Origin of the sequence: Catenovulum sp. SX2 (genome assembly GCF_052056295.1) — a bacterium.
Taxonomy (GTDB): Bacteria; Pseudomonadota; Gammaproteobacteria; order Enterobacterales; family Alteromonadaceae; genus Catenovulum.
In genome coordinates this window covers 1,619,315-1,633,307 of record NZ_CP182493.1, presented here as the reverse complement: position 1 = coordinate 1,633,307, position 13,993 = coordinate 1,619,315, and the positions used below count along the sequence as shown (strand labels likewise).

11 protein-coding genes are annotated in these 13,993 nt (G+C 39.4%); 5 read left to right on the top strand and 6 right to left on the bottom strand.

Translation table 11 applies throughout. The annotated features are described in order from the left end of the window. Positions 1-161: 161 nt before the first annotated feature. From accC to cutA, 4 genes are all read right to left on the bottom strand, one after another. Positions 162-1,508 (bottom strand): acetyl-CoA carboxylase biotin carboxylase subunit, encoded by a 1,347-nt coding sequence (accC, locus tag ACMZOO_RS06875; protein ID WP_016956326.1) that lies wholly within the window; start codon positions 1,506-1,508, stop codon positions 162-164. Between the two features lie 13 nt (positions 1,509-1,521). Next, complete coding sequence (gene accB, locus ACMZOO_RS06870; RefSeq protein ID WP_440906288.1) at positions 1,522-1,980, bottom strand: acetyl-CoA carboxylase biotin carboxyl carrier protein; 459 nt, start codon at positions 1,978-1,980, stop codon at positions 1,522-1,524. A gap of 20 nt (positions 1,981-2,000) precedes the next feature. Continuing rightward, complete coding sequence (gene aroQ, locus ACMZOO_RS06865) at positions 2,001-2,462, bottom strand: type II 3-dehydroquinate dehydratase (RefSeq protein ID WP_440905958.1); 462 nt, start codon at positions 2,460-2,462, stop codon at positions 2,001-2,003. 134 nt (positions 2,463-2,596) lie between these two features. Next, positions 2,597-2,953, bottom strand: a complete 357-nt coding sequence (gene cutA, locus ACMZOO_RS06860) for a divalent-cation tolerance protein CutA (protein WP_440905957.1) — start codon at positions 2,951-2,953, stop codon at positions 2,597-2,599. Positions 2,954-3,099: 146 nt separating this feature from the next. Here cutA and ACMZOO_RS06855 point away from each other — a divergent pair, with 146 nt between their 5' ends. The 5 genes from ACMZOO_RS06855 to ACMZOO_RS06835 all read left to right on the top strand — a co-directional run bounded on the left by ACMZOO_RS06855 (position 3,100) and on the right by ACMZOO_RS06835 (position 11,536). After that, the gene (locus tag ACMZOO_RS06855; RefSeq protein ID WP_440905956.1) at positions 3,100-3,588 is read left to right on the top strand and encodes an FxsA family protein; all 489 of its coding nucleotides are present in this window, start codon (positions 3,100-3,102) and stop codon (positions 3,586-3,588) included. 15 nt (positions 3,589-3,603) lie between these two features. After that, complete coding sequence (locus ACMZOO_RS06850; RefSeq protein WP_440905955.1) at positions 3,604-5,841, top strand: hypothetical protein; 2,238 nt, start codon at positions 3,604-3,606, stop codon at positions 5,839-5,841. Positions 5,842-5,916: 75 nt separating this feature from the next. Continuing rightward, complete coding sequence (locus tag ACMZOO_RS06845; protein ID WP_440905954.1) at positions 5,917-7,191, top strand: ABC transporter substrate-binding protein; 1,275 nt, start codon at positions 5,917-5,919, stop codon at positions 7,189-7,191. 7 nt (positions 7,192-7,198) lie between these two features. Next, positions 7,199-9,850, top strand: coding sequence for an ATP-binding protein (locus ACMZOO_RS06840; RefSeq protein WP_440905953.1), 2,652 nt, complete (start codon positions 7,199-7,201; stop codon positions 9,848-9,850). A 516-nt stretch (positions 9,851-10,366) separates the two neighbouring features. After that, positions 10,367-11,536, top strand: coding sequence for an EAL domain-containing protein (locus ACMZOO_RS06835; RefSeq protein ID WP_440905952.1), 1,170 nt, complete (start codon positions 10,367-10,369; stop codon positions 11,534-11,536). Here the strand turns inward: ACMZOO_RS06835 and ACMZOO_RS06830 are convergent. Next, positions 11,528-12,478: an alpha-L-glutamate ligase-like protein gene (locus ACMZOO_RS06830; RefSeq protein ID WP_440905951.1), complete on the bottom strand. Its 951-nt coding sequence runs from the start codon at positions 12,476-12,478 to the stop codon at positions 11,528-11,530. The genes ACMZOO_RS06835 and ACMZOO_RS06830 overlap by 9 nt on opposite strands. After that, positions 12,459-13,991 carry an inactive transglutaminase family protein gene (locus tag ACMZOO_RS06825; protein WP_440905950.1) on the bottom strand — a complete coding sequence of 511 codons (1,533 nt, stop codon included), beginning with the start codon at positions 13,989-13,991 and terminating at the stop codon, positions 12,459-12,461. The genes ACMZOO_RS06830 and ACMZOO_RS06825 overlap by 20 nt, the downstream gene beginning before the upstream one ends. Between the last annotated feature and the right edge of the window lie 2 nt (positions 13,992-13,993).

Sequence of the window (13,993 nt, the reverse complement as noted above, 5' to 3'; positions counted from 1 at the left end):
ATTCGGCTTAGTGTATTTAGAAATCACAGGGCGTAAGTTCACTATACGTAATAAAGCAATAATTAGGAGCAAAACTTCAATCGCCATGGATGGCGTTTGCGAGCGTACAAGGACGTATTCACAGCGTTTTTGCGATAATTATGCTTTATTGCCTGTACTGGCTACTTAGCAATACCCAGTTTCTTCTCTAAATAGTGGATATTAGTACCACCATTTTGGAAATTCTCATCTTCCATAATGGTTTTTTGCAAACTTACGTTGGTTTTAATACCTTCAACCACAAGTTCACTCAAAGCATTTTGCATACGCGCAATTGCAATACCACGATTCTCACCATAAGTAATTAACTTACCTATCATAGAATCATAATTAGGTGGCACAGCGTAACCTGCGTAAATATGCGAATCCCAACGAACACCTAAACCACCTGGTGAGTGGAAACGGTTAATTTTGCCAGGACAAGGCATAAAGGTATCTGGATCTTCCGCGTTAATACGACATTCAACCGCATGGCCGCGAATTTTGATCTCATCTTGCGTGATAGATAAAGGTTGACCCGCAGCAATTTTTAACTGCTCTTTAATCAAGTCAACACCAGTGATCATCTCAGTTACTGGATGTTCTACCTGAATACGCGTATTCATTTCGATAAAGTAGAATTCACCGTTTTCGAATAAAAATTCGAAAGTACCTGCACCACGATAACCAATTTCGATACAAGCGCGACGACAACGATCACCAATGAACTTACGCATTTCTTCAGTAATGCCCGGAGCTGGTGCTTCTTCTACTACTTTTTGGTGGCGACGTTGCATAGAACAGTCACGCTCACCTAAGTGAATAGCATTGCCTTGGCCGTCTGATAATACTTGAACTTCAACATGACGAGGGTTTTCAAGGAATTTTTCCATGTAAACAACGTCGTTGTTAAATGCAGCTCCAGCTTCAGATTTAGTTAATTCAATTGATTTAATTAACTCTTTTTCACTACGCACAACACGCATACCACGACCACCACCGCCACCGGCAGCTTTAATGATCACAGGATAACCAATGCGCTTAGCGATTTGGATATTCTTTTGTTCGTCGTCGCTTAATGGACCATCAGAACCTGGTACACAAGGTACACCGGCTTTTTTCATCGCGCTGATAGCAGCAACTTTATCACCCATAATGCGGATAGAGTCAGCAGTTGGACCGATAAAAATAAAACCACTTTGTTCAACACGCTCAGCAAAATCAGCGTTTTCAGATAAAAATCCGTAACCTGGGTGAATAGCTACTGCGCCTGAAGCTTCTGCTGCTGCGATAATACGCGGCACATTTAAGTAACTTTCAGTTGCAGGTGCTTTACCGATACAAATGGTTTCATCGGCTAACAACACGTGTTTAAGTTCGCGGTCGGCAGTTGAATGCACAGCGACAGTTTTTATACCGAGCTCTTTACATGCGCGTAAAATACGCAATGCAATTTCGCCCCGGTTTGCAATTAGAACCTTATCAATCACAGTGGGAAACTCCTTAACCTATGATGAATAATGGTTGATCAAATTCAATTACGTCGCCATTTTCCGCTAATACAGATTTAATTGTACCTGCTTTATCAGCAGTAATTTCATTCATCATCTTCATTGCTTCGATAATACATAAAGTATCACCAACGTTTACTGTGTCGCCTACTGAAGCAAATACTGGTGCACCTGGCTTAGGAGATGAATAGAAAGTACCCACCATAGGTGATTTAACTTCGTGACCTGCTGGTTTTGCTGCCGCGGCAGGCGCTGCTTCAGCTGCTGGCGCGGCAGGAGCAGGGGCTGCAGCTTGAGGTGCTGGGGCATACACAGGTTGAGGAGCTGCATAGTTTACTGCAGGCGCTCCACGGCTGATACGTACTGACTCTTCACCTTCGGTGATTTCTAATTCTGAAATGCCAGACTCTTCAACTAATTCAATTAGTTTTTTAACTTTACGAATATCCATAGCCATGGTTGTTACTCTCTTTATTTGGTTGATTCTGAATTTAAAATGCGGTGTGCCGCATCTAGCGCATAAAAATATCCCTGACTGCCTAAACCGCAGATAACTGCATGGGCAACATCAGAGAAATATGAATGGTGTCTAAACTTTTCACGTTTGTGTACATTAGATAAATGTACTTCGATAAAAGGAATGTTAACCGCCAAAATAGCATCGCGCAGTGCCACGCTTGTATGTGTGAATGCAGCTGGGTTGATAATAATAAAATCAACTTGCTCAAAAGCTTGATGAATTTTATCAATTAACTCAAATTCAGCATTTGACTGTAAATGCGTTAATTCTATAGATAACTTGCTGGCTTCTTCGGTTAACTGCTGAACAATTTGTGCCAAAGTGGTACTACCATAAATCTCAGGCTCGCGTTTGCCTAACATATTTAGGTTTGGCCCATTCAATAGTAATATTTTAAAAGTCTTTTTCGGCATAAATGTGGTCTTTGTTGGTAATTTAGCCACTAATTTCGGTGAAAAGTTAGCGAAATATAAATTGTGCTTAACTATAGAAGATTATTAGCCAATTTAAAACGGTAATTTTCAAAAAAATGGTCGAACCTCTCAAGTTATCGGTTTTTCGACGAAGTTGGCGTGGTTTTTGAATTTATTTGTTCTAGCAGCCATTGTTCGTATGCTGGCTCAATTTCTTGAATCTCCAGCGCGATAATTTCCGCAACTTGATAACTATGAATACGTTTTACTTGTTGTGATATTTGCTCAAAACAACTCCTAACACTTTTTATAACTAACATACATTCATTGGCTTGTTCAACTTTGCCTTGCCATTTATATATCGAAAGTAGGTTTTCTGTAATCTGGCAGCAGGCTGCAAGATTTTGTTCAAGCAATTGCCTTGATATGTTAATTGCTTCATCTTTATTGGAGCAAGCGACAGTAATTTGTATTGGGGTTAAACATTTCATTAATTTTGAACGTATAAACTGTTTAATAGGTCACAACATTGTAGAATAAAACTGTCCATTGTCTGCATATACCTTGTTTTTAATTAGGTTGATGCCATTTCAATTGTTCAGCGGGTCACAAGACCTTAATGTAAGAGAGTTAAATCATGTTTTTCAAATTATTGTTTTTGTTTGTTGTTATGCCAATAGCTGAGATAGCTTTGTTGTTGCATGTCGGTGATCTAATAGGTGGCTGGACAACTTTTTTTATTGTGATTGTCACTGCGGTGGCGGGTGCGCATTTAGTTAGAGCGCAAGGTATGGCTGCGCTAGCAGAAATTCAGCAGAAATCACAACAAGGCATTTTACCTGCAGAGTCAATTACTGAAGGTCTGATGATTTTAGTTGCGGGTGTATTGTTGGTCACTCCTGGTTTCATTACCGATGCAATTGGCCTATGTTTAACCATACCATTAACACGCAAGCCGCTAGCAAAATTGATCATTAAAGAATTTGATCAGCATATAGTTGCGCGCAGCCATGTTTATGCTGGTCAAACAAACCATCATCAAAATTACCAGCAAAATGATGCTGGCGGTACTGTGATTGAAGGTGAGTGGCAGCGTAAAGACGATACAAATAATCTCAACAAATAATTTAAGGACATGTTTATGCGCTGGGTGCGAAATATTTTTATTGGTTTAATTGGGTTGCTCTGTTTATTAGTGACTGCAGATTATTTATTTGACCGGACGAATATAGTTAACCAGCAATTGGATAATGCTTTGGCTGCCACCCCAATGAACATGCGCATAGACAAAGTTAATCATAGGATAACCCAGCTGGGTGAACTGCAATTACAAGGGGTACACTGGCAAGATAAGTTTGGTGACTCTGTTGCTATTGATAATTTAGTACTGAAATTCAATTGGCGAGCTTTGTTAAACAATACTCTGGATATTAACCAAATAACAATTGAAGGTGTCAGATTTAACGCATCTGAACAAGGTTTGCAGCAACTACAGCATGAATTGCAGGCAAATGCTACTGAGCAACCCGAACAAGACGATGCCGAACAAACCGACATCAATGAATATTTACCCAATAAACTTATACTAGATGCGTTTGCTTTAACTCAAGTGGAAATCGCCTTTGCAACTGAACATCAGCAAGTTAATTTACAACAAGCCAATGTGAGTTTGAGTAAATTAGAATTAAACCAACTGCTCGAATTTGATCCCGTTAATTTATCTTTTGAGTTAAATCTAGCACTGGATAATTTTGCGTTTGTCGATAACCAGCAACAGCAAAATGTAAAATTAGACCAGTTAGATTTTGCGCTTGAATTAGCACCTAAATTGCAGGTTAATCACACTGACTTAAGCATTGATAATATTGTTTTTAAGCAGCCGAATTTTGAATCGTCAATTAAACACCTAGCCGTAAGTGGTGGTTTTGTTGCGCAGTGGTTGAACGATACAGCGCGTCTTGAGTTATTTAACTGGCAAACCGCTAAGGCGAAGTTGAAAACCGATGTTGAACGCCTTGAACTGGTGTTACCACAACAAACGCATAACAATAACTATGTTGTGGAAAAATTAGCACTTGTTAGCCAAATGGCAGAAGAGCAGCTGGAACTAGAAAAGTTAAGTTTTAATGCTTTTGGCGGTCAAACTCAATTGCAGGCTCAATCAAACTTAACCCTACCGTTAGAGCTGCGTTTAAAACAGCTTAATTTAACGAACTTAAATCTACAGCATTACTTGGCTCAACCAGCAGAACAAACTGAAAATGCCGCGGATGCAGGCGAACAGAAGCAAGCACAAACAAAAGAAGAACAAAAAAGTCAGCACATTGAGCAGGTTGCAAATCTTTATCTTGAGCAAATCAATATCACAAATTTAACTACTGAGTTGATAGATCCAGCAACAGCGTATCAATCAAGTGAACAAGCAGCTTGGTTTGCACTTAATAAATTTAATTTTGCGCTGAGTGATGTTGCCGCTGTACAAGAGCACAAAATAGTTGATCTCATTACACTGAATAATGGCGCAAAAGTTAAATTAGCGGCAAATCAATTAACTTACCTAGATAGCCAATTTAAGCAGCTGAGTTTAAATCTTCAACAAACTGATGCAGGTTTGGCGATAACAGATACAGGGCTTAGTACTAAAGAGGGGCGAGTGCAAACTCAAGGTAATGTGTTTGATAAACGCCGTATAGGTGAAAAATCTGCGTTGGTTAACTTGCAGACAGATATTTATCGTTTCGATTTAGCCGCGTTAGAACCCTTTTTAGCTGATTCAGCGTTTAAACCTAAAGGTTTATTAGACGCTAATCTAGATGCGGATTTAGAATTTAAACCAGAAGAAAAATGGTTGATGCAACAAGGTCAAGTGCAAATAAAGTCTGGTCCGTTTGCGGTTGAGGGTATCGCCATGGATAAACTTATAAATGGTTTTAAAGCTAGCCAAGAAACCTCACTGTTGGATGTTGGCTCATTTTTAGTTGCAGGGCCAGTTGGCATGATGGCCATGCAATTTGTTGAGTTAACTGCAGGTGCAGCTCAGTTTAAAGGTAAAAGCCAAATTAAATCGATTGAAGCAGATGCTCATGTGCAAAATAATTTAATCAGATTAGATAAAGCCAAATTAAAAACCGCTGAAAACAGTTTAGGTTTTATCGGCAATGTAAATTTAAACAAACAGGCATTCGAAAAGTTTAGGTTTGCGATATTGGACGACAAAGACTGCCCAAGTATCCAACAAACTTTAGATGGCAAATTTAGCGAAGTTAAGAAAGTATTGTTTAATACCACTAGTGGTGCAGTTACTAGTCCACTATCCAATGTTTGGCGAAAAGCGAAAGATGCAGCTGCAGGAGGATGTAAGTCATTTTTCGCTATGTAACTTAACAAAATACCTGCGGCTTTGTTCAATTGTTCTACACTGTATAGGAAGAAACAAATCAGGAGCTTGGGCGTTTTGCAGCAGAATTTTGATAAGACTCGACGTCAACATATAAAGTCAATATTAACAGCTTCTTTGGGGTTGTCTTTTGCAAGTGCAGCCCCCTATGTTTGGAGTAAAAAGAAGCTAACATTACGCATATTAGGCACACATGTCACTTTGCAAGAAGCTTTGCGCCAGCAAGCAATGCAAGACCTAGGGATAGAGCTGTATTTTGAGCCAAAAGGCAGTGCTGCTGTGTTGCAAAAAGCATCAACTCAACCTAGTACTTTTGATTTATACGAACAATGGTCTGACAGTATTAATGTGCTGTGGGCTGCTAAAGCAATCCAACCAATTGATATTAAACGACTAAACTATTGGGATGAAATAAACGGCTTAACCAAAGTGGGTCGTTTAACTCCTCAAAGTAAAATTGGCGCTGGCGACGCCCCTTACAAATTACTTTATGCACAGTCAAATGGGCGTTTGTCACAACAGCAATCGGGGTTTATCAGTTATCTTCCATACGTGCACAATGTAGATTCTTTTGGCTACAACATAGATGTCATTCCCAAGGGCGTACCTTATATCACAGAAAGTTGGGGCTGGTTATTTGATAAAAAATATAGTGGCAGAGTTGGTATTGTAAACACACCAACAATTGGCCTATTTGACATGGCTCTAGCCGCGCAAGCGTCCGGGTTAATGCGCTTCGAAGATATAGGTAGTATGAGTAAAAAAGAGTTAGATCAGCTATTTGATATTTTACTCGGGCTCAAATTTGACGGGCATTTTAATGGTTTTTGGAATTCAGTTCCTGAATCTGTTGAATTTATGGCAAACGGCAGAGTTGTTATTGAAAGTATGTTTTCGCCGGCGGTATCAGCCTTGAATGGGCGCAATATTCCTGTGGTATTTGCTGCACCAAAAGAAGGCTATAGAGGTTGGCATGGCGTGATGTGTTTATCGGCGGCAACTCAAGGCGTAGCCAAAGATACTGCCTATGAATATATGAATTGGTGGTTATCAGGCTGGCCAGGCGCTTTTATTGCTCGGCAAGGTTATTACATTTCTAACCCACAGCGTTCGAAACCTTATTTAACTCAAGCTGAGTGGGATTACTGGTATATGGGACAAGCGGCCGATGCTGATTTACAGGGGCCTGATGGTAAAACAAGTGTGCGCAAAGGTGAAATACGCACTGGCGGAAGTTACCAAAAACGTATGGGCAATGTTGTTGTCTGGAACACTGTGATGCCGACTTACGAATATAGTTTGCAAAAGTGGTATGAGTTTATTAGTGCTTGAGGCTTAAATGGAAATCATCAATACAATATTGCGATTAGCTCGAACTTTAACCGTGCAAATTGTTGCGGCAGGGCTGATATTTGCTGTGTTATTAGTTGGTGTAGCATCCATTTTGTTCCGTACTCAAGAAGTATTATCAACCAGTTTGCAACAAAACCAACTTTCAATTGAAGAAATAAATGCGGTTCGATTTATTGAAAGAGATGTTATCGACCTACAGCGCAATGTACTAATCTACAAAAGAACGGCCAGCCAATCAGCGATTAAACGCTTTAATATGCTGTACCAAGAAATAAAGCTTAATTTAGCCAAGCTGTCTGATGAAAGCCGCAACGATAAATTTAGTGAGTATAGCCTGCGCATGCAGTCGCATTTACGCGATTACAAGAGTAACTTTAATACGGTAATTGAAAATCGTTCGTTACGCAGCAATATAGTTCACACTGAACTGGCCTATACTAATAACCAATTACATCAACTGATTGCCCAACACACACAAGCCTCTAATTATGTTGTTGCAGCTTTACAGAAGATAAAAATTGAATTACAAAATAGTGAAATTGCTTTACTCAAGTATTTAGAACAACCAGATTCAACGCATATTCAAGAATTTAGCCGCGCACATAACCAGATACAAGACTTGCTATTGGATTTGCCTGCAAACATTGCACAGCCGTTTGATCAGCCACTTAAATTATTACACGAGCACTTTTATAACGTTGCCAATGTCACACGCGGCTATAGTTTTCTGGTTAATGTAGTGATGGCGGGTACGGCCAATGAAATTTTATTTTTGTCGAAACAATTGAGTGCAATTGAAAGAGAGCAGCTGCAACAGAAAAATCAGCAAATTGTTGAGGTTGTTGAATCTCAGCGCCAACAAGCTTTATTCATTTCCGTTTTTGGACTGTTATTTTCGATTATTCTTGGGGTTTATTTTGTTCAGCGTATTTCTCGTCCCATAATTGATATAACCAATGTATTTCGGGCATTATCACATGACAAACCAGTTGGTGAGATAACGCACAAACATAGATTTGATGAAGTAGGTGAATTGGCCCGGGCTGCCGACGTTTTTCAGCAGAAAATCATTCAAACTAAAGAATTACTCTTACAGGCGCAAAGCCTTAATTTAGCCTTGTCGGAATCTAAACGCGAAGCTGAAGAAGCCACTATAGCAAAAAGCCGCTTTTTAGCTAATATGAGCCATGAAATACGCACGCCTATCAATGGCATATTAGGCCTGGTCAATTTGGTACTAGATACAGAGCTGAGCAAAAAACAACGAGATTATTTAGAAAAAGCTGACTACTCAAGCAAGCTGTTACTCAATATTATCAGTGATGTATTAGATTTCTCTAAAATTGAAGCTGGCAAACTGGACGTTGATCATTTGCCTTTTTCCACCCATGACTTTATCGATGGTTTGTTGACTAACATACATACGATAGAAAGCACGAAAAAAGTCCAAGTTATATTGGATGCAGACCCAAGTATCCCTGACTGTCTAGTTGGAGACAGTATGCGCTTAACTCAAGTCGTCATGAATTTAACCAATAACGCGCTAAAATTTACTGAGCGTGGCCAGGTACAAATTCGATTGTGGGGGGAGCATTTAGCCGGCAATAATTATAGATTGTATGTACAGGTTAAAGATTCAGGTATTGGTTTAGATGAACATCAGTTGGAGAGCATTTTTGATTCTTTTACCCAAGCTGATTCCTCATTGCGCCGGAAATATGGAGGCACAGGTTTAGGGCTGGCAATTGTCAAAGAGTTATGCAACTTAATGGGCGGTGACGTATCCGCGCGCTCTGCTCGCGGAGAAGGTGCCGAGTTTAACTTAAATGTTATGTTAGAAAATGACAGTCGCAATGTATTGATAAACAGTGATTTATCTGCTGGCTCTTCGTTAATGCTATTTGGCGAAGATGCTTGTTTTGAGCGTTATTTGAAGGCTAGCCATGTACTCTATCAAAAGCATGAGCTAGACAACACCAGCAAGTTTGAACCAACAAACGAGCCAACCGTCATTGTATTAACTTCGCAACTGTATGCCGACAACTACTTTGAATCGCTTGATGCCACCAAAGATCATTTTTTAATCGTTGCTGATTTAGCCCATAAAAGCTGGCTAGAAAATTTAGCTAAAATCGCTAAGCAGCTTATTTTGTATCGACCCTTTGGCCCGAGAGAGTGGCTTGATAAAACAACTAACCTAGTCGCAATCGATGACAAAAGTGATTCTGAACAAGCGAAGGTTGGCAGTAACAACAAGGTTAGTTTTGATAATGCCAAAATCTTGTTAGTTGAAGATAACGAAATTAATCAACTCGTTGCCAAAGCCATGTTAGAAAAATATCAGATTGATGTGGAACTGGCGGATAATGGCCAAATTGCCTTGGATAAGATTAATAATGAGAATGCTTTTGAACTTGTATTGATGGATGTTCAGATGCCAGTTATGGATGGTTACCAAGCGACTAAAGGTATTAGAGAAAGAGGGTTAACAAGCTTGCCGATAGTTGGACTCTCTGCGAATGCTTTACAACAAGATTTTGAGACAGCAAAAAATGTTGGTATGGATGATTATTTGACCAAACCAATAGATGAAGAAAAATTAGTCTCAATTTTAAAAATTTATCTAACCAAAACATAGCACTTTGCTACACATTGGGGCAATGATAGGTTTCGCCGATACCGAAATCACATTTAGGTTAATTCACCCAACAGATAATAATTATAAATTTGGTGATTGAAAATGATTGTTTTTGGTTTGTTTTTTCATCCCTCCTGTATGACTTTTACTTTATTTGTTTTTAAAAAATCTCACTAGTGTTTTTTAGGTGTTTTAAGTTTGTTTGTTTAATGTTGGTTTTTCACGCACTGCCTCTCAACTCTACATTGTTATTCAAATTGTCATAATTACGGCATGTAACTTGATTAATATGTTTAAATGTTAATGGCAAAGTGGAGCGCAAAGCTGATGGTAGATCTCGAACTTGGCATTCTAAACCGAAGCGCTTTTTTTGCAGAGTTAAAAACTTCTTATTTACAGGGAAGGGCAAATAAGGAGCAGGCGCTGTTTATTGCTTTAGAATACGATTGTGTTTGTAAGCTCAGAAGTGTTCTTAGTGCGGAGAATATAAGCTTTTTGCTGGCTCACTTGGTTAACGTGTTTAAAAGTTACCTGCCTGCACAGGCTATACTAGGTCGAAGTTTAAAGGAAATTAACGCTTATATTCCAAAAGTTTGTGATGCCGACTTAAACTTGATCATTACTAATTTGCAACACGCATTTGAGAAACCAGTTTTTTTGCCTAATGGCCGTATGGTTGAGGTGAAGCCTAAATTGCTAAGTGCTTTTTTACCTGGAATACTAGCGCAAGCAGATAACCCGGACGCAGTGATAGATCAATTAGCTATGTTTTTGGGTTATGTAGATCAATTGGTTGACGAGAATTCACATTTTCATCTGGATGAAAATACTTTAGCTTATTTGAACAATAGAATTAGAATCGACAAGTTAATTGTTGATGCATTGTCGAACGACGAACTTTATGTTTTATACCAACCTAAAGTAGATTTAAAAACTGAAAAAACCATAGGCGCAGAAGCACTTATTCGCTGGTCATCTCCTGAACTTGGGCTAGTTTCGCCGGAATACTTTATTGAGCGAGCTGAATTTACCGGTGTAATTCAATCTTTATCCTTGTATGTACTGGTTGATGCAATAGCTCTACTAGATAAAGCTAGAGTGATTAATAGCGAGTTTACAGTCAACATCAATTTAACCGCTTCTTGTATTGAATCTAGCTATTTTATCTCTGAAATCGAGTCATTAGTTTCTCATTCTGGACACCCAGCAAGCGCTTTTGAATTTGAAATCACAGAAACAGCAGCCATTAAGCATTATGAAACGGCTTTGGCTGGTTTGATGCGCATCCATGAGATGGGATGTAAAATAGCTTTAGACGATTTTGGTACAGGTTACTCATCTTTGTCTTTGGTATCCAAACTGCCTTTAGATACTTTAAAAATTGATAAATCTTTTGTCCAATCCATGTTTAATTCTGTTGTGGATGTGCAGATTGTCAAAACTGTGATTAACCTGGCTACCGAATGCAATTTAAACGTGATAGCTGAGGGAATTGAAACGGCAGAGCAAGCCGACGTATTAGTTGGCAAGCTTGGATGTTATCAAGGACAAGGATACTTTTTTAGCCGACCGATTCACGCGTTAAATATTGTTGCTCTGCTAAAATCTCAGTATCCAGAAAAAAGCAAAAAAGTACGAGGAAGCATACTACCTATTATGCCGAAGCGAATGAGCTTTTTACGTTGAAACCTGTTCATTAAAGTTTTGTTGGCTGAACTCAACTCTTTCTATAGCGTTTCGCGCTTCTCTTTGTTGTTCTATCAGCTTAAGTCTAGGTTTGAGGCCACAGCCATTGGCAATTTGAATAGATAAACCTGGACGTGCATTTAGCTCTAATAATAACGGGCCTTTTTCCACATCTAATACTATGTCAGCACCAAGATAACCTAAACCTGTTTTTTCGTAACATTTAGCTGCCAGAATCAGCATTTCTTGCCAGTTTGGTACTTTTAGTTCGGCTAGCTGTTGTTGAGTGTCTGGGTGATGGCTAATAGGTTTACCAAACTGCACTGCGTTAAGTGCTCTGCCTGTGCTGATGTCTAGCCCAACTCCAACTGCCCCTTGGTGTAAATTCGCTTTGCCGTCAGATGCTTCGGTCGACAAGCGCATCATAGCCATCACAGGATAACCTTTAAAAATGATGATGCGAATGTCCGGCACACCTTCAAAACTATAATCGTTAAATAGCTGATCAAAGTTGATAAGGCGTTCAATAATAGCTGTATCTAACTTACCACCTAAACTGTATAAACCTGCGAGTATGTTGCTGCAATGATGTTGCAGTTGCTCAACTTCTAGCTCAGTTCCATTCGGTTTAAGAAACTGCGGCGAATTATTTTGTTGAACTACTAATATGCCTTTGCCACCACTCCCTTTAGCTGGTTTGATTACAAAACCGCCTGTTTTAGGCAGGAGATCAGACAAATTATTAATTTGTGATTGGTGTTCAATGGTTGCCAGCAACTCTGGTACATGTATATCTGAATTTTCTAGTAATTTTTTGGTTTCGAGTTTGTTGTCGACCAAAGGATATAATTTGCGCTGGTTATAACGCGAAATATAACGAATATTCCGCTCGTTCATACCCAATATGCCCATTTGGGCAAGTTTAAATGGATTTACCAGCATATTTATCTACCAATGATTTAAAGCGAGCCAATTCAAATAAACGGTAACCAGTATAGTTGCCTAAGGCCAAAATCGCTGCCAACAGAATGAGTTGTACACCTAAAAAGTTAAAGGTGAGATGGCGAATAAATTCGTTAGTCATGGCTAAATAAGCAATTACCGCAGTTAATAGGCTGCCACCACCTTGAATAACCACTTCTTTTGCACCTTCTTCTTCCCATAAAACTGACATGCGCTCAATCGTCCACGAGAGAATGATCATAGGGAAGAAAGTTACTTTCAGACCTTCGCTTAAACCAATTTGATAACTTAACAAGCTGAATAAGGTGATGATGGCGATAACGCTGATGATGACAGCTGAGATACGTGCGACCAGCAATAAGTTTAAATGTGATAGGTAACTACGTAACAGCAGACCGGTAAATACGATTAGCGTGAAGCCAACTAGGCCAGTAAACAAAGAGGTTTGGATAAATGCCAGCGCAATTAATACTGGCATAAAAGTGCCAGATGTACGCAAACCGACCAAAATACGCAATAGGCAGACCATAAGAGCACCTACAGGCAATAACAGAATAGTTTTAAATAGCGCTTGCTCTTCTAACGGCAAACTATGAATTGAAAAGTTCACTAAACTCTGTTGCACGTTTTGTTGGGCTTTGATTGCTGATGCTATGCTTTCTTGGTGGCGAATAATTGAAAAACTGACTGTTGAATCATAACCGCCCATGACTTCAAACATAGGTTGGTCAGTTTGTTGCCACAGCAACATATCTTGTGGTTTACCGCGTTTGCCTGTAGTTGGATTAAATATTGCTGAACTTGCTTGTTCATTCCAAACTTTTATCAAAGGCACTAGCGCTTGGCGTCTTCTACCATCTTCTAATTTGACCGCATGAATAATACTGGCTGCAATGCCTGCATGATTGAGTAGCGTAACCGCGAGCTTGGCTTGATCTGGCTGTTGATCTCGCAATAAAGCTAAGTTTTGTTGGCTATTGTCTACTGTTGTCAGTAACTTAAACAATTGCTGCGCATAACTGATTGAATCTGCTGAGATAGCTAATAACTGTTGGTGAATCTGTTGTGCGGCAGTTAAATATGGCTCAGCAAGGCTAACTGGTTGCACAGGTGCTGCTGCAGTTTCTAGGTTGTTTTGCATTTGGTCGTCTAAAAAGTCGACCCGATAAAATAGCGTTTGTTCACCTTGAGCTTGGCGAATAGTCCACTCTAAAATATTTTCTTCATCTAAATAAGCGACGCCATAACCTGAAGATGCACTCGATTCTGCCAAACGAGCAAAACCTTGTTGGTTATACGGACGCGCAAGTTTAACTTTGACCGGGCCATCATCCGCGGTAAATTCGACTCTAGCTTCGACCGACCAAGTGGTCAAAGTTTCACCGGGTAAAAAGGGCACTTGGTAATTAATATGTCGATAAATAGACATAATTAAACCGGTGAAAAATAATATGCCGATCAAACTATAAAAAGGCCAACGAGCAGACTGCATAG